At 71.7% G+C, this 23,784-nt stretch carries 18 protein-coding genes and 1 riboswitch; of the genes, 5 read left to right on the forward strand and 13 right to left on the reverse strand.

The window, feature by feature from the left end:
• Window positions 1-7 precede the first annotated feature (7 nt).
• Window positions 8-1,681 (reverse strand): PrsW family intramembrane metalloprotease, encoded by a 1,674-nt coding sequence (locus tag ACFHW1_RS09155; protein WP_416551871.1) that lies wholly within the window; start codon window positions 1,679-1,681, stop codon window positions 8-10.
• Between the two features lie 74 nt (window positions 1,682-1,755).
• Window positions 1,756-2,922 (reverse strand): FUSC family protein, encoded by a 1,167-nt coding sequence (locus ACFHW1_RS09160; protein ID WP_416551872.1) that lies wholly within the window; start codon window positions 2,920-2,922, stop codon window positions 1,756-1,758.
• A 99-nt stretch (window positions 2,923-3,021) separates the two neighbouring features.
• Here ACFHW1_RS09160 and ACFHW1_RS09165 point away from each other — a divergent pair, with 99 nt between their 5' ends.
• Window positions 3,022-4,416 (forward strand): FAD-binding oxidoreductase, encoded by a 1,395-nt coding sequence (locus tag ACFHW1_RS09165; RefSeq protein WP_416551873.1) that lies wholly within the window; start codon window positions 3,022-3,024, stop codon window positions 4,414-4,416.
• 3 nt (window positions 4,417-4,419) lie between these two features.
• On the opposite strand, the gene ACFHW1_RS09170 is transcribed toward ACFHW1_RS09165, so the two are convergent.
• Window positions 4,420-6,255, reverse strand: a complete 1,836-nt coding sequence (locus ACFHW1_RS09170; protein WP_416551874.1) for a glycerol-3-phosphate dehydrogenase/oxidase — start codon at window positions 6,253-6,255, stop codon at window positions 4,420-4,422.
• A gap of 107 nt (window positions 6,256-6,362) precedes the next feature.
• Here ACFHW1_RS09170 and ACFHW1_RS09175 point away from each other — a divergent pair, with 107 nt between their 5' ends.
• On the forward strand, window positions 6,363-8,819 hold the full coding sequence (locus tag ACFHW1_RS09175) for a S8 family serine peptidase (RefSeq protein ID WP_416615270.1): 2,457 nt from the start codon (window positions 6,363-6,365) through the stop codon (window positions 8,817-8,819).
• Window positions 8,820-8,911: 92 nt separating this feature from the next.
• On the opposite strand, the gene groL is transcribed toward ACFHW1_RS09175, so the two are convergent.
• Both groL and ACFHW1_RS09185 read right to left on the reverse strand, forming a co-directional pair.
• Window positions 8,912-10,534, reverse strand: a complete 1,623-nt coding sequence (gene groL / locus ACFHW1_RS09180; RefSeq protein WP_416551875.1) for a chaperonin GroEL — start codon at window positions 10,532-10,534, stop codon at window positions 8,912-8,914.
• A 509-nt stretch (window positions 10,535-11,043) separates the two neighbouring features.
• Window positions 11,044-11,247 carry a cold-shock protein gene (locus ACFHW1_RS09185; RefSeq protein WP_067305333.1) on the reverse strand — a complete coding sequence of 68 codons (204 nt, stop codon included), beginning with the start codon at window positions 11,245-11,247 and terminating at the stop codon, window positions 11,044-11,046.
• Window positions 11,248-11,483: 236 nt separating this feature from the next.
• Here ACFHW1_RS09185 and ACFHW1_RS09190 point away from each other — a divergent pair, with 236 nt between their 5' ends.
• Together ACFHW1_RS09190 and ACFHW1_RS09195 are read left to right on the forward strand one after the other, a co-directional pair.
• Window positions 11,484-12,410, forward strand: a complete 927-nt coding sequence (locus tag ACFHW1_RS09190) for a serine hydrolase (RefSeq protein ID WP_416551876.1) — start codon at window positions 11,484-11,486, stop codon at window positions 12,408-12,410.
• Window positions 12,411-12,604: 194 nt separating this feature from the next.
• Window positions 12,605-13,108 carry a GNAT family N-acetyltransferase gene (locus tag ACFHW1_RS09195; protein ID WP_416552084.1) on the forward strand — a complete coding sequence of 168 codons (504 nt, stop codon included), beginning with the start codon at window positions 12,605-12,607 and terminating at the stop codon, window positions 13,106-13,108.
• Window positions 13,109-13,178: 70 nt separating this feature from the next.
• On the opposite strand, the gene paaN is transcribed toward ACFHW1_RS09195, so the two are convergent.
• The 6 genes from paaN to ACFHW1_RS09225 all read right to left on the reverse strand — a co-directional run bounded on the left by paaN (window position 13,179) and on the right by ACFHW1_RS09225 (window position 19,415).
• The gene (gene paaN / locus ACFHW1_RS09200; RefSeq protein ID WP_416551877.1) at window positions 13,179-14,855 is read right to left on the reverse strand and encodes a phenylacetic acid degradation protein PaaN; all 1,677 of its coding nucleotides are present in this window, start codon (window positions 14,853-14,855) and stop codon (window positions 13,179-13,181) included.
• Between the two features lie 14 nt (window positions 14,856-14,869).
• Window positions 14,870-15,883, reverse strand: coding sequence for a GNAT family N-acetyltransferase (locus ACFHW1_RS09205; protein ID WP_416551878.1), 1,014 nt, complete (start codon window positions 15,881-15,883; stop codon window positions 14,870-14,872).
• A gap of 325 nt (window positions 15,884-16,208) precedes the next feature.
• Complete coding sequence (gene thrC / locus ACFHW1_RS09210) at window positions 16,209-17,513, reverse strand: threonine synthase (RefSeq protein ID WP_416551879.1); 1,305 nt, start codon at window positions 17,511-17,513, stop codon at window positions 16,209-16,211.
• Between the two features lie 10 nt (window positions 17,514-17,523).
• Window positions 17,524-17,664: riboswitch (SAM riboswitch) on the reverse strand.
• Between the two features lie 118 nt (window positions 17,665-17,782).
• Window positions 17,783-18,154, reverse strand: coding sequence for an STAS/SEC14 domain-containing protein (locus ACFHW1_RS09215; protein ID WP_416551880.1), 372 nt, complete (start codon window positions 18,152-18,154; stop codon window positions 17,783-17,785).
• A 113-nt stretch (window positions 18,155-18,267) separates the two neighbouring features.
• On the reverse strand, window positions 18,268-19,086 hold the full coding sequence (locus ACFHW1_RS09220; protein ID WP_416551881.1) for an inositol monophosphatase family protein: 819 nt from the start codon (window positions 19,084-19,086) through the stop codon (window positions 18,268-18,270).
• A gap of 68 nt (window positions 19,087-19,154) precedes the next feature.
• Window positions 19,155-19,415 (reverse strand): hypothetical protein, encoded by a 261-nt coding sequence (locus ACFHW1_RS09225; RefSeq protein WP_278171781.1) that lies wholly within the window; start codon window positions 19,413-19,415, stop codon window positions 19,155-19,157.
• A 282-nt stretch (window positions 19,416-19,697) separates the two neighbouring features.
• On the opposite strand from ACFHW1_RS09225, the gene ACFHW1_RS09230 reads away from it, so the two are divergent.
• Window positions 19,698-19,901 carry a hypothetical protein gene (locus ACFHW1_RS09230; RefSeq protein WP_416551882.1) on the forward strand — a complete coding sequence of 68 codons (204 nt, stop codon included), beginning with the start codon at window positions 19,698-19,700 and terminating at the stop codon, window positions 19,899-19,901.
• 223 nt (window positions 19,902-20,124) lie between these two features.
• Here ACFHW1_RS09230 and ACFHW1_RS09235 read toward each other — a convergent pair whose 3' ends face one another.
• On the reverse strand, window positions 20,125-22,119 hold the full coding sequence (locus ACFHW1_RS09235) for an Hsp70 family protein (protein WP_416551883.1): 1,995 nt from the start codon (window positions 22,117-22,119) through the stop codon (window positions 20,125-20,127).
• Between the two features lie 166 nt (window positions 22,120-22,285).
• Window positions 22,286-23,755, reverse strand: a complete 1,470-nt coding sequence (locus tag ACFHW1_RS09240; protein WP_416551884.1) for a dynamin family protein — start codon at window positions 23,753-23,755, stop codon at window positions 22,286-22,288.
• Between the last annotated feature and the right edge of the window lie 29 nt (window positions 23,756-23,784).

Genomic DNA, 23,784 nt, shown 5'->3' on the forward strand with positions numbered 1-23,784 from the left:
TCTCCCGCTAGCCCGGGGGCGGGCCGTAGCCGGGCGGCGGTGGGTTGTAGTAGCCGGGCCGGACCTGATATCCGGACGGCGGACCGTACCCAGGCGGGGGCGGAGCGCCGTACCCAGGTGGCGGAGCGCCGTAGCCGGAGAACGGGGGCGGGCCGTAGCCGGGCGGGGTGCCCGGACCGGCACCGGGCCAGCCTGGGTAGCCGGCGAACATCGGCGGCGGAGGGGGCGGTGGCGCGGTGAGCACCACCGGGATCGGCACCACCGGCTCATCCGGCGCGGGCACCTGCCGCTGGCTGCCGTCCGGGAAGGTAATTTGGTAGTCCGCCCCGTTCCACAGCGCGTGCGGCGCCTGCGGGTCCCGGCCGACGAACGCCTGCCGGTAGGCGGCCAGCGCGGTCAGCAGCCGCTGCTCCTCCTTGGCATGGCGGGCCAGCTCCTCCGGTTTGCTCTCCAGGCCGCGCAGCAGCCCGTCGCGCAGCAGCGCCAGCTCGGTGGCGGCGGCCTGGAAGTCGCGCATCGCCCGTACGCCCGGCTCGCCGGCCACCCGGCTGGCCCAGCGGCGCGCCGAGTGCCGCCGGCCCAGGCTGCCCAGCGCCGCCACCTCCGGCGGGGTAAACCAGCCGGCCCGGACATAGTCGGGCAGCACCCGCTCGGTCAGCCGCCCTTCCCAGCTGCGCAGCCACACCGCCAGGCCGACCATGCCGAAGAAGATCGGCACCATCAGGCCGATGTAGCCGTACAGCAGGATCAGGGTCTGGCCGGTCGCCTCGACCAGCGTCGGGATCAGGTTCCAGGCCCCGTGCAGCATCATCGCCAGCAGCAGCCCAGCGGTCGGCGCGAGCACCCGGATCCGCCGGTCGGCACTGCGCGCGGCCACCCCGAGACCGACACCGGCCATCGAGGTGAACAGGGGGTGGGCGAAGCCGGTGAAAAGGATCCGGACGATGAAGATGGCGAAGACGTTCTGCGCGCCGGTCGCCGGGCCGTACTGCTCGGCTCCGGCGGCGTAGCCGTATCCGCCGAGGTAGAGGATGTTCTCCACCATCGCGAAGCCGATCGCGGACATGCCGCAGTAGACGATCCCGTCGGTGATGCCGGACCACTCGCGGCGGCGGGTCAGCAGCAGCAGGATCGGGCCGAGGGTCTTGGTCAGCTCCTCGATGAACGGCGCCACCAGCACCGCCACCAGCGCTTCCGAGTAGCCCAGATTGTAGAGCAGATCCGCCGAGAAGGTGTTCACGTTCAGCGAGGCGTACGTGGAGACGAACGCCCCCCAGGCGAAGCAGAAGGCGAGGTAGCGCACCGGCTCCGGTTCGTACCGGTCCAGCCACAGGAAACAGGCGACCAGCACCGGTACGGGCAGCACTGCCGCGATGACGCCGACGGTCAACGCGACCGGGCCGAGCGCGGTGCCGAGGTAGACCAAAATGGCGACGCCGCAGCCGGCGATCAGCACCACGATGCCGGCCAGGGTCAGCCAGCGCAGCCAGACGCTGCGCCGCAGCCGATCGGCCGGCACGGTCCCGTCCGCCGGCTCCGCCGGAACGGCCGCTGGGGCCGCTGGCTCAGCCGTTGAAGCCGCTGGCTCAGCTGCGGTTGGCGGGTCCGCCGCAGGTACCGGCTCGGTCGAAGCCGCCGCAGGGCGGGAGCCGGATGGACCACCGGGGACAGTGTCGGACATTGGGCTAGCGTAGCCAGCGTCGACGAACGGCGGGCAGCGTGTCACCCGGTGGGTACGCCAGGAATGCTGACCGGTTAGTCCGATTCCTCGTTCCCGAACGCCTCGCTGATCATCTCTTCCACCACCCCGGCCTCGGTGCCACTGGCCCGGACCAGGTCGCTCGCGGTAGCCCTGATCTGGGCGACCACCACGCTGCCGTTGAATCCCACCCCGGCGCCGTACGCCGCACCGGCGCACCTGGCGGCGTCCAATGCCCGACGTCGGGTGCGCACCGGGTCGGTACCCGTGTCGAGTTCGTGGCGCAGGATGCGCACCGCGTCGCCGAGGTGGCAGACCGCCTCCGGCAGAGCAGACGGCACCGGCTCGTCCTCGGTCAGCAGGGAGACCACCCGCCGGGTGAGCACCCGCGAGTTGCGCAGCCCTCGGGTGACGTACTCGGCGCTCTCGGCGTACTGGGCCAGTGGGCCGCGGGCCCGCCAGCGCGCCGGCGCCAGGACCGCCGTCTCGTGTCCCGCCTCGACCGCCTCCCGGAACTCGGACAACTCCTTCTCCGCATCGTGCAGCCGCTTCGATGCGGCCTCTGCCCGGCGGCGGTCCCGCCCAGCCAACGCCTTTCCGCTGAGGATCAGCATGTCGGACAGTACGTCCAGCGCCGGGTCGGCGGCGCGGCGCACGATGACCAGCGGGTTGAGCGGCAGCAGCAGGATCAGCACCACCAGCCCGACCAGCCCGCCGACCAGGGCATCGATGAACCGGTCGGGGTAGAGGTTTTCCGACTGCGACGTCAGGGTGGCGACCAGCACTCCGGACGACGCGGCCTGGGTGACCAGGGCCGCGCCGCTGCCCAGAAAGACAGCGGCCACCACCGCGAGCGGCACGATCAGCAGCAGCTGCCAGGTGCCGGTGCCGATGGTGATGACGATCAGGTCGCCGATGGCGATCCCGACCGCGACCCCGACCACCAGTTCGGCGGCGCGTTTGAGTCGTTGCCCGATCGAGGCGCTGAGAATGATCACCGCCGCGATCGGGGCGAAGAAGGGCACCGGGTGGCCGATCACCCGGCGGGCGATGAACCAGGCCAGCGCCGCCGCCAGACCAGCCTGCAGGGCGAGTACGAGGTTGGCGCGGACCCGGTCCGACCGTTCCCGGAACTCGGTTCCGACCCGGCTGCGGGTCAGCGTGAGCAGCCCGGTGAGACGGGGTGCCGCCGCCGCACGTGGTGGCTTCCCGGCGTCGGCCATGCGGGCAGCGTACCGAGCAATTCGCGGCTTATGGTGGTATTGCCCATCCGGTCACGCCCGCGGTGGCCGATCTGGTGCCGCGCTGGCTAGCCTGCGAAGATGTCCGACCTCATCGAGGCACTCCGCGCGGCCTTGCCCGACACCGCGGTCCTCACCGACCCCGACCTGCTGCGCGGCCACCAGCGCGACGAGGCCGACCTGTGCGCCGCCGGCACCCCGGCCGTCGTGGTCCGACCCCGGACAACCGCCGAGGTGGTCGCCACCGTCAAGGTTGCCGCCCGGTACGGCGTACCGGTGGTGCCGCAGGGTGCCCGGACCGGGCTGGCCGGCGCGGCGAACGCGGTCGACGGCGCGGTGGTGCTCTCCACCACCGCGATGGACCGGATCGTCGACGTCGACCCGGTCAACCGCACCGCCGTCGTCCAGCCCGGCGTGGTCAACGCCACCCTGGCCGCCGAGGTGGCCCGGTACGGGCTGCGCTACCCGCCGGACCCCGGCTCGTGGGAGTCGTCCACCATCGGCGGCAACGTGGCCACCAACGCCGGCGGCATGTGCTGCGTCAAGTACGGCGTGACCGGCGAGTACGTCATCGGGCTCGAAGTGGTGCTGGCCAGCGGCGAGGTGCTGCGCACCGGCCGGCGCACCGCCAAGGGGGTCGCCGGCTACGACCTGACCCGGCTCTTCGTCGGCTCCGAAGGCACCCTCGGGGTGATCACCGAGGTGACCGTCGCGTTGCGGCCGGCCGCCGACGCCTCGCTCACCCTGGTCGCGGTCTTCGACTCCACCGCCGCGGCCGGCACCGCCGTCGCCGGCATCGCCTCCGGCGGGCTCAGCCCCAGCCTGCTGGAGCTGCTGGACCGCACCCACCTGCGGGCGATCGAGGCGTACCGGCCGATGGGGTTACGCACCGACGCCGCCGCGCTGCTGCTCGCCTCGGTCGACACCGGCACCGCCGCCGGCACCGACCTGGACCGGATCGCGCAGGTGTGCACCGCCGCCGGCGCCGCCGAGGTGTACGCCGCCAGCGACGCGGTCGAGGCCGCCGCCCTGCTGCAGGCCCGCCGGCTGGCCCACCCGGCGATGGAACGTCTCGCCGCGCAGACCTTCCCCGCCGGCAACGGCGGGCTGATCATCGACGACGTGGCGGTGCCCCGCTCGACGCTGGCCCGGATGCTCGACGGTGTCGAGGCGATCGCCGCCGAACACGCCGTACCGATCGGCGTCGTCGGGCACGCCGGCGACGGCAACCTGCACCCGAACATCGTGGTCGACCGGGCTGACCCGGACAGCCTGACCCGCGGCCGGGCCGCCTTCGACGCGATCATGCGACTCGGGCTGGAGCTGGGCGGCACCTGCACCGGCGAGCACGGGGTCGGCCTGCTCAAACGCGACTGGCTGGCCGAGGAGATCGGCCCGGTCGGCATGCGGGTGCATCGCGCCGTCAAGCAGGCGCTGGACCCGACCAGCCTGTTCAACCCCGGCAAACTGCTCTGACCTTCAGCCGGTCGGCATACCGGAGTCGGTCGGCCAGTCCACACCCCGGTCGGCGGCGAAGCCACGGACGTCCGCCGCACCGAGGCGCGCCGCATCGGCGGTCGCGTCGTCCGGCATCCGCTGCGACTGCAGCTCCGCCGCCACCCGGGCCCGGTAGTGCTCCACCTCGCGGTCCCGCACAGCCTCGTCCCAGCCAAGCACCCGGCCCATCACCTCGGCGGCGTGCCCGGCCGACTCGTTGCCCCGGTGCGGCGTCTCGATCGAGATGCGGGTCCGCCGGGTCAGCACGTCGTCCAGGTGCAGCGCACCCTCGGCGCGGGCCGCGTACGCGATCTCGACGGCCAGGTACTCGGGTGCGCCGGGCACCGGGCTGGCCAGCAGCGGATCGTCGTCGATCAACGCCAGCAGCTCCACCGCGAGGGTGCCGTACCGCTCCAGCAGGTGCTCCAGCACCCCGACCGGGACGCCGTGCCGGCGGGCCACGTCGGCCCGGTCCCGCCACATCGCGGCGAACCCGTCGGCACCGAGCAGCGGCAGGTCGGCGGTCCGCGACGGCCGGTCCACCCCGAGCCGGGCCGCCGCCCGGTCCACCACGTCCGCGGCCATCACCCGGTACGTCGTGTACTTGCCACCGGCCACCAGCAGCAGACCCAGCATCGGCTCGACCACGGCGTGCTCGCGGGACAGCCGCGACGTCGAGTCCGCCTCACCGGACAACAGCGGCCGCAGACCGGCGTACACCCCTTCGATATCGCGCGGCGCCAGCGGCCGGTCCAGCACCGTGTTCACCTGGTCCAGCAGGTAGCCGATGTCGCGTTCGGAGGCGGCCGGGTGGGCGCGGTCGAGCCGCCAGTCGGTGTCCGTGGTGCCGATGATCCAGTGCCCGCCCCAGGGCAGCACGAACAGCACCGAGGTGGCGGTACGCAGGATCAGCCCGGCCTCACCGGTGATCGCCGACCGGGGCACCACCAGATGCACGCCCTTCGACGCGCGTACCCGCAGGCCGGGCCGAACCCCGACGTCGCCGAGCATCCGCGACACGTCGTCGCTCCACACTCCGGTGGCCGCGATGACGGTACGGGCATGTACCTCGAACTCGGCGTCCGGATCGCCGGGCCGGGCCTCCATGTCCCGGACCCGCACCCCGGTCACCTCGCGGGCCTGGCGCAGCAGGCCGACGGCGCGGGCGCTGGTCACCACGGCCGCGCCGAGACTGGCTGCGGTCCGCGCCAGGGTGACCACCAGCCGGGCGTCGTCGACCTGACCGTCGTAGTAGCGCACGGCACCGGCGACGGCGTCCGACCGCAGGCTGGGGAAGACCCGCCGGGCGCCTTCGCGGGACAGGTGCCGGTGCAGCGGCATCCCCCGACCGCCGCCGAACACCCCGGCGAACACGTCGTACGCGGCGACCCCGGCGCCGTAGTAGGCCCGCCGCCAGACCCGGCCGGGCAGCGCCCGTGGCCCGCTGGCGCCGCCCTGCGGCAGCGGAACCAGGATCGGCACCGGCCGGACCAGGTGCGGGGCGATCCGGGTAGCCAGCAGCCCACGCTCGGTCAACGCCTCGTGCACCAGCCCGAACTCGAGCTGCTCCAGATAGCGCAGCCCGCCGTGAATCAGTTTGCTGGACCGGCTGGACGTGCCGGCGGCGTAGTCGCGGGCCTCGACCAGCGCCACCTTGAGCCCACGGGACGCGGCGTCGAGCGCGGCGCCGACGCCGGTCACCCCACCCCCGATCACCAGTACGTCGAACCGCTCGCCACGGAGGCGGCGCAGATCGGCGGCGCGGCGGGTCACGGACAGTTGGCCGGCTGCGTACCGGGAGACGGCAGGGTCACGCACCTCTCCACCGTATCCCGCCGCCTAGGGTGGCGGACATGACGCAGCCGCCCGGTCATCCCGGCTACCCGTACCCCGGTCAGCCCTACCCGGTGCCGCCGCCGTACCCGATGCAGCCGTCCGCCGCCGCCGGGCCGCCGCCGGCCAGCGTGTGGCCGACGGTCGCCGCGGTGGCGATCGCGATCTGGTCGGTCGGTGTGACGGTGTTCGCGCAGGCTGGCGGCTGGCTGACCGATCAGGTCCTGCTGGCCAGCGGGTTGCCCACCCCGGCGGTGGTCTGGCCGTTGATCGCGTTCGGCAACGCGCTGCTGGTCGGCGTACCCACCATGCTGCTGGCGCTGGTGCCCCGGTCACCGGCGGTACGGGCGACCGGCCGGGCCTGGCTGGTCGCCGCGTTCGCCCTCGGCGGTTTCGGGCTGCTGCGGGCCGTACCGACCGTCCACCACGAGCTGTACCTGGCCGCGCTCACCGTGCTCGCCGCCGGCGGCGCCGCCGGGCTGCGGGCGCTACGGCGCCGGGCCGAACCGGACCAGGCCGAGCCGGCTCAAGCCGAGTCAGGTCGGGCTCAGTCAGGTCCGGCCGAGCCAGCTCACGCTCAGTCTGACAAGGCGGACCGGATGGTCGCTGTGCTACTCGCCGTCGCGGCCGGGCTGGTCATGCTGCTGCCCTGGTGGTGGGTCGGCGCGCTGGGCGGCGCGGTGGAGACGGCACTCGCCGTCGCCGCAGCGGCCGCGACCGGCTGGTACGCCGCCGAACTGCTGCCCCGGCGGTTCTGGACGGCGATCGGTGCCGGCCCGCAGGGGCGCTCGGCGGTGCGCACCATCCTGCTCGGCGGGACGGTCGCCGGGGTTGGGCTGCTGCTGCTCGCCGCCGGCATCGGCCAACCCGGCGGGCAGCTGGCCGCGATCCTGGTGCTGCCGCCGATCGGCTACGCGACTGCGGCGATCGGCTGGGCCGCCGACCGGTCCAGCGCGCCGGTCGGCGTACTGGCCGGGCTGTCCGTCGGCGGACCGCTGGCCCTGCTCGACCCGGAAGAGGTATCGCTGCTCCTGGCCATCGGCCGTGACCTACCGTTCTGGGCGTCGGTCGGTGCCGGCGTCGGAATGGCGCTGGCACTCGCGTTGGGTGTCGGCCTCGGCTTCGGTCTCGGTCGGCGGCGGGCGGGTCGACCACCACGGCTGGCAGGTCGACCACTGCGGCGGGTGGCGGTGGCCACCGTCGTGGTGCTGGCGGCGGCCGGTGCCGCCGTGCACCTCGCCGTCGGGCAGCCGGGGCTGCACGGCGAACGGCTGTTCGTGATGCTGCGGGAACAGGCCGATCTGTCCGACGTGCCGCGCGGCACCGGACCGCAGGCCCGCGACGAACGGGTCCGGACGGTCTTCCAACGGCTGGTCGACACCGCCGAGGCCAGCCAGGCCGACCTGCGCGACGATCTGGACCGGTGGGGGCTGTCCTACTCGCCGTACTACCTGGTCAACGCGATCGAGGTGGACGCCGGGCCGGCGCTGCGGCCCTGGCTGACCCGGCGGGACGACGTCGACCGGGTGCTGATCAGTCAGCAACTGCGGCCGCTGCCGGCCACGGTCGAGCCCGAACGGGGCGACCAGCCCGCTCCGCGTACCCCGCCGTGGAACATCACCATGCTCGGTGCCGAACGGGTCTGGACGGAGCTCGGTGTCGACGGCGCCGGCATCGTGGTCGGCGCCTCGGACTCCGGGGTGGACGGCGACCATCCGGCGCTCGCGGACGGGTTCCGGGGCGGCGACGACTCCTGGTTCGACCCGTGGAACGGCACCGGTACCCCGACCGACAACAACGGACACGGCACCCACACGCTCGGCTCGGCCGTCGGCGACACCTCGATCGGCGTCGCCCCGGGTGCGTCCTGGGTCGGCTGTGTCAACCTGGACCGCAACCTCGGCAACCCGGCACGCTACCTGGACTGCCTGCAGTTCATGCTGGCCCCGTTCCCGACCGGGGGCGACCCGTTCGCCGACGGGCGACCGGAACGCGCTCCGCACGTGCTCACCAACTCCTGGGGCTGCCCCGAGCTGGAAGGCTGCGACCTGAGTTCGCTGCGGCCGGCCACCGAGGCGCTGGCCGCCGCCGGGCTGATGATGGTGGCCGCGGCCGGCAACACCGGCCCGTTCTGCAGCTCGGTCGATGACCCGCCGGCCCCGTACACCGATGTGCTGACCGTCGGCGCGGTAGACGCCGACCGGGAGGTTACCGACTTCTCCAGCCGGGGCCCGGCGCCGGACGGCACCGTCAAACCGGACCTGGTGGCACCGGGCGCCGACGTGCTGTCGGCGATGCCCGGCGGCGGGTACGCGGCGCTGGACGGTACGTCGATGGCGACCCCGCAGGTGGCCGGGGTGGTGGCGCTGCTGTGGTCGGCGCGACCGGAGCTGATTGGTGACCTGGACGGCACGGCGCGGATCCTGCGGCAGACCGCCGCCGAGGCCGGCCTCGGCGGCGGTGACACCTGCGGTGACCCGGCGAACCTCACCGGCGCCGGTCTGGTCGACGCGTACGCGGCGGTGCAGGCCGCCCGGTCCGGCGGCTGATCGCCGCTGGGCCGGAGACGCCGCAGGGCGGTTACCGGGAAGCTGCCCGGTAACCGCCCTGCGGTTCTGTCGCTACTGCGGCGTGGCTGGACTCAGAAGTCCATCTCGCCGCCGCCCGGCGCACCCGCCGGGGCCGGGGTCTTCTCCGGCTTGTCCGCCACCACGGCTTCGGTGGTCAGGAACAGCGCCGCGATCGACGAGGCGTTCTGCAGCGCCGACCGGGTCACCTTGGCCGGGTCGATGATGCCCGCCTGCAGCAGGTCCACGTAGTCGCCGTTGGCGGCGTTGAGGCCGTGGCCGGCCTCCAGGTTGCGGACCTTCTCCACCACGACGCCGCCTTCGAGGCCGGCGTTGACGGCAATCTGCCGCAGCGGGGCGTCCAGCGCGATCTTCACGATCTGCGCGCCGGTCGCCTCGTCGCCGACCAGGTCGAGCTTGTCGAAGGCGGTCTTGCCGGCCTGCACCAGAGCGACGCCACCACCGGGGACGATGCCCTCCTCGACGGCTGCCTTGGCGTTGCGCACCGCGTCCTCGATGCGGTGCTTGCGCTCCTTGAGCTCCACCTCGGTGGCCGCGCCGACCTTGATCACCGCGACGCCGCCGGCCAGCTTGGCCAGCCGCTCCTGCAGCTTCTCGCGGTCGTAGTCGGAGTCGCTCTTCTCGATCTCGGCCCGGATCTGGTTGACCCGGCCCTGGATCTGCTCGGCGTCGCCGGCACCGTCGACGACCGTGGTCTCGTCCTTGGTCACCTGGACCTTGCGGGCCCGGCCCAGCATGTCGATGGTCACCGCGTCGAGCTTCAGGCCGAGCTCCTCGCTGACGACCTGGCCGCCGGTGAGGATCGAGATGTCGGTCAGCATCGCCTTGCGGCGGTCACCGAAGCCGGGAGCCTTGACGGCAACCGACTTGAAGGTGCCGCGCACCTTGTTGACGATCAGGGTGGCCAGCGCCTCGCCCTCGACGTCCTCGGCGATGATCAGCAGCGGCTTGCCCGACTGCATGATCTTTTCCAGGATCGGGAGCAGGTCCTTGACCGAGGAGATCTTGCTGTTGACGATCAGGATGTAGGGGTCGTCGAGGACGGCCTCCATCCGCTCCGGGTCGGTCCAGAAGTAAGGCGAGATGTAGCCCTTGTCGAAGCGCATACCCTCGGTGAGCTCCAGCTCCAGGCCGAAGGTGTTGCTCTCCTCGACGGTGATGACGCCTTCCTTGCCGACCTTGTCCATCGCCTCGGCGATGATCTCGCCGACGCTGGCGTCTCCGGCGGAGATCGACGCGGTGGACGCGATCTGCTCCTTGGTCTCCACGTCCTTGGCGAGCTTGCTCAGCTCCTCCGCGACGTTGGCGACGGCGGCCTCGATGCCCCGCTTCAGGGCCATCGGGTTCGCGCCGGCCGCGACGTTGCGCAGGCCCTCGCGGACCAGGGCCTGGGCCAGGACGGTCGCCGTCGTCGTGCCGTCACCGGCCACGTCGTCGGTCTTCTTGGCGACCTCCTTGACCAGCTCGGCGCCGATCTTCTCGTACGGGTCCTCGAGCTCGATCTCCTTGGCGATGCTCACACCATCGTTGGTGATGGTGGGAGCGCCCCACTTCTTTTCGAGCACGACGTTGCGGCCCTTCGGGCCCAGCGTCACCTTGACGGCGTCGGCGAGGGTGTTCATGCCCCGCTCGAGACCGCGGCGCGCCTCTTCGTCGAACGCGATCATCTTGGCCATACGGCGTTGTCCTCCTGGACGCTCGCAGCACCGGAGCCGGTCAGCTCCGCCATGCCGCCTGCTCTACGCACCTTCGGACGTCGCTACCCAATGACAGTGACGTCCGCCGGCCGGGCCGGATAGCCCGCGACGACCGGCCATCTCCGTCACCCCGCGAAGCGGGACGACGGCGGTGGCCCCACCGCCCCGACCTTTGGCACTCCCGGTTGGCGAGTGCCAATCCTTGTTTAGCACTCTCCCCTGTCGAGTGCAAGCGAACAGCAACTTGCCGCCCGACGTACCCCTTCGGGCCGCACGGCCGCAGACGGCGGTCACGGTCAAGATCGGGTGGGCAGGATCGCCGGGCGGCGAAACGATGAAAGGCGCCGGCTCCACGAGGAGAACCGACGCCTTGCGGGTGCGCAGACCTGTGTCGAGCTATCAGCTACGTCGCCGTCCGGTCGGGCGGCCGCACCGGCCACCGGACGCGCAGTTGGCCAGCAGGGTGACCGCGCCGGCCAGCAGGGTGACTAGGCGATGACCCGGACCCTCTCCGCCTGAGGACCCTTCTGCCCCTGAGCGATCTCGAACTCGACGCGCTGCCCGTCGTCGAGCGCCTTGTAACCGTCCATCTCGATGGCGGAGAAGTGGACGAAGACGTCCTGACCCCCGTCGACCGCGATGAAACCGTAGCCCTTTTCGCTGTTGAACCACTTCACGGTGCCCTGTGCCACGGTGCACTTCCTCACTTCTGTCGTGCCGGGCCTCTGCCGGCCCTCTGACCGGCGTGTTCGCCGGCCGGAGCCACCGATCGGGACTCTCGTACGGGTTGCCCGAGTACAGCAGCCGGAATCGCACGCTACACGAGGTCTGACGGCACCGCACTATCCCAAAAGGGGACATCAACCCCCAGTCAAGTCTCCCTGGCACCACATTTCGTTGACCACGTGTGTCCCGTACACCGCAGAACGTGAAGCCCGGACGGCATCGCGCGCCTGGCAGCCGGGCCGCCCGACGGTCGGACCGCACCGCGCCCCGACGCGACCGCGTCCGCCAACGCCACCCGGCGGCCGCCGCCGTCGGGCTACTCATCGTGCTGTCGGCGTTCACCGGCGGCCTGCCCGGGGACGCCGGCAAACCACCGCCGCGCGAGCCGGGCTGGACCGTCGCCGACCAGGACCACGACCACCAGCAGCGCAGCGTGTTGCTGCGCGCCGGCCCGGTGCCGACACCGACCGACGGATTCTTCTCCTGGGCGGCGCTGAACCGGCGTACCGGGCTGATCACCGGGTCACCGAACTTCACCGCGCAGAGCGACACCATGTCGTTGATCAAGGTGTGGCTGGCTGCCGACGACCTGCGCCGCGCCGACGAGCAGGGCAACATGCTCCGGACACCCCAGCTGGCCCAGCTGTCGTCGATCATCCGGGACAGCGACAATCCCGGCGCGGACGCCACCTACGACCGGGTCGGTGGCCGGGAGTCCATCGAGCGGATGGTACGGCTCTGCGGGCTGACCGACTCGGCCCCGGAGCGCGACCGGTGGAGCAACACGGTCGTTTCCGCCCGCGATGTCACCAGGCTGGGGCGCTGCATCGCCGACGGACGGGCGGCCGGGCCGCAGTGGACGCCGTGGCTGCTGTCCGAGATGCGCGCCGTCCGCGGCGCAGGCGACTTCGGCCCACGGGACGCGCTCACCGCCGAGTACGCGGCCACCATCGCCATCAAGAACGGCTGGCTGCTGCGCGACGAGGACGGGCTCTGGCACATCAGCTGCCTCGCGATCGGGGAGACCTGGGTGATCGGCGCGCTGGCCCGCTACCCCGGGCGGCAGGGGCTCGACCACGGCATCGCCTACTGCCGGCAACTCGGCACGGCTTTGCTGCTGGTCGCGTGACCCCGTTGCCGGCGAGGGCGCGACCGTCGGCGGCTGGTGGCGTGACCGGTACGGGCCGGGCCGAAGGCGGGATTCCGGTTGTCTGCGAAGCCGCGCCGGGCGAGCATGCCGACGTGGAAACTGGGACCGGCCCCGCTCACGTCGTACCGCCGGTGGCCGCGGTCCGGCGGATCCGGGCCGACGACGCCGCCCGGATGCGCGCGCTGCGGCTGGAGATGCTCGCCGATTCGCCGCTGGCGTTCATCGAGCGGCTCGCCGACGCGGCGGCCCGTCCGCTGCACGAGTACGCCGAGCGGGCGGCCCGGTCCGCCGTCGGTGACCTGATCGCCCAGTTCGTGGCCGAGACCGGACCGGCCACCCCGGAAGCCGGCCCGGCACCGGCTGGCGAGCCGGCCGGCCGGCGGTTCGTGGCGCATGCGGGAGCGCACGTCTGGCGGGACGACGCGTCGGTGTCCGTCCTGTTCGCCGTCTACATCAGCCCGGCCTGGCGCGGCCGGAACCTGCTCGCCGAACTGGTCGACGCGGTCGCCGCCTGGTCACGCGCGACCGGTCGGCCGGAGCTGCTGCTGGAGGTGGTGGTCGGCAACGACCGGGCGGTACGGGCGTACCAGCGGCTCGGCTTCGCCGACACCGGCGTGCGTCTGCCACACCCGACCCGGCCGGACCTGACCGAGTTGCAGATGCGCCGGCCGGCGTGACCGGCCCGGCCAGCTGGCCGGGCCGGTCGGCATCCGTGGCGGGTCGGACGTGCCGGCGGGACTGGACGTTTCAGACGTGCCGGCGGGACTGGACGATCCGGAACCGGCCGGCGACGTACGCGCCGTCGGTCAACGCCGAGTTCGCCGCGGCGTTGGCACCGCTGGCGTGGAAGTCGGAGAAGGCGGCCGACTGGTTGACGAACACCCCGCCGGTGAGGTTCGCCGACAGGTGCACACCGACGTCCAGCGCGGCGGCCTCCACGTCGGCGAGCACCTGCTGGTCGGTCGAGTAGACGCCGGCGGTCAGCGCACCGCGGGCTGTGACCGTACGCCGGAATACTTCGACGCTGCGCGCGGTGGACCCGGTGGCGACGACGAAGCTGACCGGCCCGAACCACTCCCGGCCGTAGACGTCGTCGGCGTCCGCGCCCAGCTTGACGACCAGTGGGGTACGCACCACTGCGTTCGGGTACGCCGGGTGGCTGATCTCCCGCGACTCCAGCACCGGCTCGCCGAGCTTCGCCGCTGCGGCGAGCCGGTCGAGGACCGCGTCGTCGACGATCGCGCCGATGAGCTCGACCGCCCGCGCCGGATCGCCGGTCAGTTTGCCGATCGCGGCGGCGATGCCGGCGGCCACCTCGTCCGGGCTCTTGCGCCCCTGATCGGTTTCGATGCCGCCGGCCGGCACCAGGATGTTCTGCGGCGTGGTGCACATCTGTCCGCTATAGAGTGACAAGGAGAAGGCGATGTTGCGGCACATGCCGACAAAGTCCGCCGTGGAGTCGACGATGATCGTGTTGACGCCGGCCTTCTCGGTGTAGACGGTGGCGTGCCGGGCGTTGGCCTCCAACCAGTCGCCGTACTCGGTGGAGCCGGTGAAGTCGATGATCCGCACCTCGGGGCGGCCGGCGAGGACGGTCGCCAGCCGCTCGCCCGGCGCCTCAGCGGCGAGCTGCACCAGGTTGGGGTCGAAGCCGGCCTCGCTGAGCACCTCGCGGGCGTAGCGGACGGTGATCGCCAGCGGCAGCACCGCGCCGGGGTGTGGTTTGACCAGCACCGGGTTCCCGGTGACCAGGGAGGCGAACAGCCCCGGGTAGGAGTTCCAGGTCGGGAAGGTGTGGCAGCCGATCACCAGGGCGACGCCGCGCGGCACCACATGGAATGTCTTGGTCATCCGCAGCGGCTCGCCGCGGCCGGTCGGCTTCTCCCAGCCGGCGGTGCGCGGGTGGCGGGTCATCTCGGCGTACGCGTAGGCGATGGCTTCCAGGGCGCGGTCCAGCGCGTGCGCCCCGCCGGCCTGGAACGCCATCACGAACGCCTGACCGGTGGTGAACTGCACCGCGTTGGCCAGCTCGAAGCTGTGTTCGTGCAGCCGGGCGAGAATCTCCAGACAGACGCCGGCCCGACTGCGCGGTCCGGCGTCACGCCAGGCGGGCAGCGCGGCCTGGGCGGCGGTGATCAGCTGGTCGACGTCGGCGCGGGGGTACCGGACGCCGAGTTCGATGCCGAACGGGCTGTCGTCGGTGGCGACCGCTTCGCCGGTGGCGGTGGGCTGGTCGAGGGGGAAGTCCTTGCCCAGATAGGCGTGGAACGCCGCCGCGCCCTCGGCGGCGGCGTGTTCGCCGTAGATCCGCGGGCTCGGCGACTCGGGGTAGGCCGACCAGTAGTCGCGTTCGGCGATCGCGGTCAGCGCGCGGGCCAGGGTGTCGGCATGCGTGACGTACAGCGGGTGCGGGGTCTCCGTCATTCCGCCATCATGCCTCAGATGGTCTGCTGCCAGTTCTGCCAGATGTCGACCGCCCGGAAGCCGATCGCCTCGTTGATCGCGATCATGTGCTGGTTGCTGTCGGCGTTCCAGGTGTCGATCACCCGCAGCGCCGGTTCGTGGCGCAAGGTGAACCGCAGGTTCTCGATCTTGACGATGGTGCCCAGCCGGTGTCCGCGATGATCCGGGGCGACGATGGTGATCTGCTGGTAGGCGTGCCAGTCCGGTTCGGCTGGCCGGGTGATGTTGCTCCAGGCGACGATCCGGCCGCTGTCCAGATGCCGGGTCACCGTGTGGTAGCTGCGGGTGCGGGCCGCTTTTCGGGCCAGATCCGCTTCGTGGATCCGGTCGGCGTCGACGTTTTCCGGCTCCCACTCCAGGTCACCCATTGGCGAGTCGGTCACCATCCGCCCGTCCAGGTAGGCGAGATCGGCGCGGTACTCCTCCGGGCAGGGCCCGACCCAGGTCAGCAGCTCGTAGCCGGGGGCGCGGTGCCAGTACTCGGCGAGCATCACGTCGAGCGCCGGCTGGTCGACGGTGTCGATTTCGAGCCGACGGCGCGCCTCGACCAGGGCCGATTTGACCCCCATGGCGTGAGCGAAGGCGGTCGGCGCCGGATCGCGGGCGACGCCGCCGGGCATGGTGTCCGCCGAGTGCCCCATGATCCGGGTCCGGCCGGTCTCCCGGACCCGCCGCACGGCGTACGCGTACAGCGCTCGACCGATGCCGCGCCGCCGGTGCGCGGGGGCCACCTGGATGTCCACGCCGACGTTGTCGAGGTTGTCGAGCAACGGGAACTCCATGGCGACCAGCCCGACCGGTACGCCGTCCACACTGGCCAACGCGGCTTCGTACCGTACGCTGTGCCGCTGATGCCGCAGCAGGGCCTCGAACCACTGCCGGGGCGCCGGCGGCATGTCCGGGACAAAGCGGGCCGACCGCCTGATCTGGTACGCCTGCTCGAAGGCGGCCTCGTCGGCCGGATCCAGCGGGGTGATGGTGATGTCCATGCCGTCGAGCGTGACGGGGCCGGGCCAGCCGCGCGACCCAATTACCGGCCGGGGGACGTTGGTCGGGAGGACGCTCGCACAGCGCCTCCGGCGCCGCCGGTCGTTGGGACCCGGGGTTGAGATTGTTGCCAAGCTCGGTCGGGGCCCTTACGGCGAGTCGTCCTCCCGCACAGAGCATCCTGCGCCGTGCAAGTGCAGTCGTCAAGACCCCACCGGCGTATTTTCTCGACCTATGGCAAAACACTGACTACGGACCGCACATGAACATCGGCTGATCGGCGTACGCCGATCAGCCGATGCAGTGGAGGGTGTGCTGGTCAGAAGGTCAGCCGAGTAGTCCGGCCGCACGAACCGAACGCAACGACGGCTTCACCCGGTGAGTCGGGCCGACCTGCCCGGCGACCGCGTCGATGGTCTTCAGACCTTCGCCGGTGTTGTAGACGACCGTCTCGGCGGTCGGGTCCAGCTGTCCGCTGTCGACCAGCTTCTTCAGCACCGCCGTGGTTACCCCGCCGGCCGTCTCGGCGAACACCCCGGTGGTCCGGGCCAGCAGCCGGATCCCCTCCCGGATCTCGTCGTCGTCGGCGTAGTCCATCCAGCCACCGGTGCGCTGCACCGCCTCCAACGCGTACAGACCGGCGGCCGGGTCACCGATGTTGAGCGACTTGGCGATCCCGGTCGGCTTCACCGGCACGATCTGGTCGGTGTCGCGGTGCAGCGCGGTCGCGATCGGGTTACAGCCGGCGGACTGCGCGCCGAACACCCGCCAACCGTTCGCCGGCGCGTCGACCAGGCCGATCTCGACCAGCTCGGTGAACGCCTTGTCCACCTTGGTGAGCAGTTCCCCGCTGGCCATCGGAATCACCACCTGCTCGGGAATCCGCCAGCCGAGCTGCTCGGCCACCTCGTAGCCGAGCGTCTTGGACCCCTCCGCGTAGTACGGCCGCACGTTGACGTTGACGAACGCGGTGTCCTCGAACTCGTCGGTCTCCACCAGCTCGCTGCAGAGCCGGTTCACGTCGTCGTAGGAGCCGTCGATTGCGACCAGCTCACCGCCGTACACCGCGGTGGTGACGATCTTGCCGGGTTCCAGGTCGCCGGGGATGAAGACGATCGACGGTACGCCGGCGCGGGCGGCGTGCGCGGCGACCGAGTTGGCCAGGTTACCGGTGGAGGCGCAGGCAAACCGGGAGAAACCGAGCGTACGGGCGGCGGTGAGAGCGACGGAAACGACCCGGTCCTTGAACGAGTGGGTCGGGTTGGCGCTGTCGTCCTTGACCCACAGCGGCGCCCGGATGCCGAGCTCGGCGGCGAGCGCGGCGGCCGGGACGAGCGGGGTGAAGCCGGGATCCAGGCTGACCCGAGTGGCCGGATCCTGGCCAGCGGGCAGCAGCGGGGCGTACCGCCAGATGTTGGCCGGACCCGCCTCGATGTCGGCCCGGGTGACGCGAGCGAGAGCCGCCGGGTCGTAGCCGACCTCCAGCGGCCCGAAACACTCGTAGCAGGCGTGTTGCGCGGCGAGCGGGTACTCGGCACCGCAGCCGCGACAGACCAGGACACGGGCCGGGCTGGTGGTGCTCACCGGGGCGGAGTCAGGGCTGGTGGTGCTCGCGTCGATCAGCGACGTCATGGCGGCTGTCCTCTCATCTTTCCCTGCGCCGCGCGGTGCGACGGGGACGGAATTGGCACCTGCCCCGGCTGGCCGATTGCGACCGGCGCGACGGGTGGGGTGGTTGCCGGGGCTTCATCGGGCCGTGTCCCTCTGCCCCTCTGGATGAGGTATGAAGTTGTGTTCCCAGCGAGTGTACGGGCGCTGGTCGGACCGGGCACCCGGCGATCCCACGGTGTGAGCAAGCCCGCACCCGCCGCCACCGAAAGGCGCCCATGTGCGACCGGCCGTCACACCGGGCGGGCTCGGCGCAGCCAGTCCCAGGCCTGCCGCTCCGCCCCGGCGTGGAAGTGCCGCAGCTCGATCGGCGTCATTGCGCCCGAGGCCCGGGTCACCCACTCGGCCACCCGGTTGCCGCCGACCACCGCCGCCCGGTCGATGTCGGTCAGATGCTCCCGGGCGAACCGCAACCGGTCGTCGATCGCCGAGAGCTCCATACCCGGCAGGCTGTCGTCCGGCAGCCGGCCGAGGACCGAGACCGAGCCGTACTCGGCGATCGCCGCCCGCAGCTCCCGGTCCAGGTCGCGGTACTCCTGCTCGGTCAGTTTCCCGGCTACCTCGTAGCCGAGCACGTTCCCTTCCTGCCCGATCTTGGTGATCATCCCGTTCCTTCCCTGCCGCCGTCCGGATCCCGGATACCGCCCGGTCGTCGACCGACGCGGCCGTCCACTGCCGTTCCCGGATGGCGATCCCGCACACCTGCGAGTCGCCGTCGTCAGGTGAGCCCGCCGTCGTCAGCCGCCGCCCGTACCTGCGCGAGCACCTCGTCGAGCAGCGGTGGAGCCGCAGCGATCGTCGCGAACGAGTCGAGGCTGTGCGGCGTACCGTCGATGTCGACGACGGCGGCGCCCGCCTCCCGGGCGATCAACGTGCCGGCGGCCATGTCCCACGGCTTGTTCGACAGGGCGATCGACACATCGGTACGGCCGTCGGCCACCCAGACCAGGTCGATCGCGGCGGAGCCGAGCATCCGCACCCGTAGCGCGCCCCGGGCCATCCGCTGGGTGAGCGCTAGCCGGGCGGCGTTACGCTCTGCGGCTTCGTCGCCCACCGCGAAGTCACCGAGGTTGACCAACGCGTCGGGCAGCCGCGTCGTGCCCCGCACCCGGATCGGCCGGCCGTCGCGCCACGCGCCGCCGCCGAGGGTCGCGGTGTACCGGCTGCCCAGTAGCGGCAACTCGATCACCCCGACCACCGGACGCCGGTCCCGGACCAGGGCCAACGACACCCCGCAGAGCGGTACGCCGTGCGCGAAGTTGACCGTGCCGTCGACCGGATCCAGCACCCACTGGGGCCCGTCGCCGACCCCGGAGACGCCTTCCTCCTCGCCGAGGAACCCGACGTGCGGGGTGGCGTCGGCCAGGAAGGCACGCAGCTCCCGTTCGACAGCGAGATCCACTTCGGACGCGTAGTCCCGGTCGCCCTTGCCGGCCAGGTGTCCGGGCTCACGGGTACGGATCAGCTCGGCACCGCGTGCGGTGGCCTGTGTCGCGATTGTGAGCAGGTCGTCCAGGGCAAGCGAATCGTCAGCCATGCCGCCAACCCTAGACAGGCCACCAGCCCGGGACACACCGCCAACCGGGACAGCCGGTCGACGGCTGGTCAGAAGCTCGACGCGTACCCGCGGCTCGACTCGATCGCGCTCTGCGCGAGGGCGGCCGCTTCGGCCAGCTTCTGCTTGGCCTGCTCGACCTTGGCGATCGTCTCGGCCACCTGCGAATGGCTGGACCCGCTGGTGATCGCCCGCAGCGCGGCCCCGCTGGTGCTCAGCGCCTCCGCACTCGCCCGAATCGCCCCCACCTGCTGGCCGAGTTCGTCACCGAACCGGGCTACCCCTGCCTTGACCTCTTCGACCGAGCTCACGCCTGAACCCTCCCCATCGGACGACCACCGGACCGGTACGACGCTACCGGACGTGAACCATCGTCGAAGTCCACCGGCCGACCAATGCAATCACTAAGAGTAGTCATAGCGAGTCAAGATGTAGCAGCGGCGGACCCGCCGGAACGGCCGGTGGGCACCGGTCCCGGCCACCCACCGGCCGGCCGGTGCACCTTTCGATGATCACCGACGGCGACGATAAGGTAGGCCCGGCCGTGTGGGGCAGACCACGCTCAAAGGTCACGCTCGAGGTATGGAGTCGCTGTGGGACAGGGTCGCAATCAGGTAACCGCGCTGATCGAGTCGGATCACCGACGCCCGGTCCGGCCGGTACTACGGAGGCGGGACGTCGCCGCCTACACCGGGGCGACTGTCGAACACGCGCTGCGGCGGTTCATGCAGCTGGGTTCGGTCGGCGTTGACGACCGCGACACCGACCCGGGGCTGCCCCGGGTCGGTCGCCACTGACAAGCGCCGGAGCCGGCCCAGGTGGCCCGGCTGGTGAAGGCGACCGAGGGCGGCTGTACGGCGACCGCCCTCGGCCAAGCGTCACGACCCAGTCGGACTGACCGGCACCCGGTCCCAGGTCACCGGCAGACCCGCCGGCATCCAACAGCCACCCGGCGAGTGTTCCCGTGCCTAACAGCATCTCCACACAGGAACACTCGCGCGGTCCGGGTCGGCTACCGGGTCACTCCCAGCGAATCTTGACGCAGTTGCCGGTGGTGTAGCTGCCGTTGTCGTGCTGCGCCAGTTCGTGGGCGGAGTTCGCGATCCGGGCGCACACCTTCGGCTGGTCGCCGACCGCGTTGATGAACGCCGGGTCGTCGGTCCAGACCACCGACGGCTGCTTGGCCTCGACGTACCAGAATCCCTGCTGGCCGTCGGGGACGTGGCTGCCCATGATGTGGTCCGGCGGGTTGGTGCCGTCGCTGCCGTAGATGTGCAGGTGCCATCCGCCGTTGGTGGACGGCTGGTTCCCGCCGAACTCGGCCTCGTACTCCACGGTCAGTTTGCCGCCAGCGACCCGGGCCGAGGTGAGGCAGACCCAGGTCCAGTTGCTCTTGATCTCGTCAGTGCACTGTTCGTCGGCCGGAATGTCTGGGGTTTCCGGCTCCGGCTCGCCGGTCTGCTCCGGCTGCTGAGCCTGCGGCTGTTCCGCTCCGTCGTCCTGGTCCGGGCCGGGCGTGGCCAGGCCGCTGGAAACCTCTCGGCCGTCGTCGCCCTGTCCGCTGGTCAGCGCGTAGGTGACCCCGACGCCAGTGAGCAGCACCACCAACACGGCGGCGGCCACGATCAGCGGCCCCCGGCCACGCTTCGCCGACGACTTCTCCCCACCGCGTCGCCCCGGGGAGTCTTCAGTGCCGATGGAGTTCGCCGAAGCGAATGTCTCGGTACGGGACGGATAGCCGCTGCCGACGTCCGGGCTGCCGCGTCCGACGGAAGCAACGCCAGTGACGCCAGCCGGCGGCGGCGACGTGCGGTAGCCCGCTGCGGAGACCGGGGTGGTCGACGCGGTCGACGGAACCGACGCGGTCGGCGGCACTCGGTAGGTGCCGGTCGCCGCAGCCGGCGGAGCCGGGATCGGGGTCGGGGCGGGCCCGGCCGGCATCGTCTGGCCGGTCAGCTCCGCTGCGGCCAGCCAGGCGGCACCGAGCGAGACAGAGTACTTGGGGTGTGCGTCCACCGCCACCGGCCGGCCCAGCTCGGAGCCGACCAGCTGGGAGACGATCGGCATCCGCGACGACCCACCGACCAGCAGCACCGAGTGCACCTGCTCCGGCGAGCAGCCAGCGGACCGTACGGCCCGGTGCAGCGCCTCGATCGAGCCGTGCAGCACCGGGCGGACCATCGCCTCGAGCTCGGAGCGGGTGAGCCGGATCTCGGTGGAGATGTTGGGCAGCAGCACCGGGATCGAGGTGTCGGTGTCCGACGACAGCGCCTCCTTGGCCTGAATGCACTCGTCGCGCAGCCGGGCGACGGCGGCGATCGCCGCCGGATCCTCCTCGTCGAGCTCCTCGAGTTTTCCGCCGAGCGTTGCCCGGACATGGTTGAACACCGCTGCGTCGAAGTCGATGCCGCCGAGTCGCTCGATGCCCTCCGGCTGGCCCATGATCTCGAAGCCGGTGGGGGTCTTGCGCAGCATCGCCGCGTCGAACGTCCCGCCACCCAGGTCGTAGACGGCGACGATGGAACCCGGCTCGATCCGCTGCTGCTCGGCGTAGTTGATCGCTGCGGCGGCGGGCTCGGTGGTGTAGGTCACCGGCACATCGAGGTTGGCCATCCGCACCGCTTGGCGGAGCAGGTCGAGCTTGTACGGCCCCCAGTTGGCCGGGTGCGAGACGCAGATCGCCGCAGGGAAGCTACCCTCTCGGCGGGCCACCTCCTCCACCACCGACCGTAGCAACCGGGACATCAACGCTTCGGCCGACTGCGGTACGCCGCCGAGCAGGATCGGGGTGGTGTCGCCGAGCCGCCGCTTGAACTCGCGGGCCACCCGCTGCGGCTCGGAGAGCCCACGACGGTGCGCCGCCTCGCCGGTGAGGAACGTCTCGTCCTGCCGTAGCAGCACCACGGATGGGATCGCGGAGCTCCGGCCGCCGAGTGAGACGGTCTCCACCCGGCCTTCCCGCCAGATCGCTGCCGCCGTGAACGTTGTGCCAAGGTCAATGCCGAGTGCGTACATCAGGGTTGCTCCGATGAAGTTTGTGGAGACAGGTATGGCCGGGTCTGGGTGGCCGACCGCCGGTGCGCCGCACACCACAGGGTCGGACAACTGCTGGAAACGGTAGTGGTACGAGGCGAGCGTCCGGCGGCGCCGCTGGGCCGGGGGGATCCCGCCGGGTACCCGGTCACCGGGGCCGCCGCTGGTCGGCGATGATGCCCTCGCAGGACCGAACCGCCACCCGGGCGGCCACGGCCAGCTCGTACGGGGTCATCGGGCTCTCGGCGCGCCGCTGCCAGCGGCCCAGCGCCTCGACCGCGCTCTCGGTCACCTCGGCGGTGGTCGCGTCGGCCGGCAGCCGCAGCCGCTGGTGCGCCGCCGCACCGGAGCCGCCGATCACCTGCTCGAGCTCGGCGACCACCGGGGCCTTGCCGGTGATCCACCCCGCCCGCAGGCTGGACAGTACGCGCAGCTCGTTGAACGGGTGCGCCGAGGCGATGATCTCCTCGACCGCGCCGGCCACCTGCTCACTGCCGGGTCGGACACAGACCCGGGTGACGTCGGAGAGCGCCAGCAGCGCCGACCGGGACTTGAGCACGTCCCGGCGCTCGAAGAACAGTGAGCCGAGGACCTCCCGCAGCTGGGTAAGCCCGCTGCGCTCGGTCAACTCCTGGGAGAGTTCGGTGGCGGTGGCCACGCCGTTGTGGCGCAGCATCGCGGCGGACAGTCGTAGACCAAACATGCCGAGCCGGGCCAGCAGCGCTTCCCGTTCGATCGTGGTCAGCCCGAGTTCGGGCATGTTCTGCACGAACCGGTCGGCGGAGAGCAGCAGCTGCTCGGCCTGGGCCACCGGCAGTTCGGCGACCCGGCGCAGCTGCGCGACCTCCACTTCGGTCAGCGTCGCGGCGGTCTCGGCGAGCAGGCCGGCGACCGGGACGACCGACTGCACCAGCCGTCGCACGTTCGCGTCGGTACTCAGCCGTTCGGCGATCCGCCGGGCGGACGCCATCGCGTCGAGCCGCCCGACGCCGATCTCGTCGGCCCGGGACAGGATGCCGATGGCGTTGACCGGGTTGGGCCGGGACACCTCCACGTCGTGGAAGGCCCGCAGGAAGTCGACGTCGTTGGAGTGCAGGTGGCGCATCAGGTAGACGACGGCGTCGGCCGGGGTCTCCTCCTCGTCCGGGACGAGTAGGTCCCAGGCGCGCCGGGAAGTTTGCTCGGAGAGCGAACCGATGCCGGGAGTGTCGATGAGCGTCACGTTGCGCAGTGCCTGCGACGGCCAGGTGATGTCCAGTTGCGCGACGTCGTCGACGGACAGATTGCCCAAATCGACGTCGATGGCGCCGTCCTCGCGGGTGAACCGGAGCTGGCGTGGCTCGCCCTCGGTGGGCGTCGCCAGCACCCGGTAGGTATGTCCGTCCTGGTACCAGGTGACGATCCGGGTGCACTCCCCGGCGTCGGTCGGGGCCAGCCGGTCACCGACCAGCGCGTTGAGCAAGGTGGACTTGCCCGCTTTGACCCGACCGGCGATCGCCACCCGCAGCGGCTCGTCGAGCCGGTCGCGGACGGTGCTGAGCCGCCGCTCGTACGCGGTGCCCCGGTAGACCTCGATGGCGTGGCCGAGCACGCTACGGGTCCGGTCGATCAGACTCATCTGGTCACCGCCGGTGACCGTAGCCTGGG

This window comes from Micromonospora sp. LOL_014 (assembly GCF_048060245.1).
In the GTDB taxonomy this organism is placed as follows: Bacteria; Actinomycetota; Actinomycetes; order Mycobacteriales; family Micromonosporaceae; genus Micromonospora_E.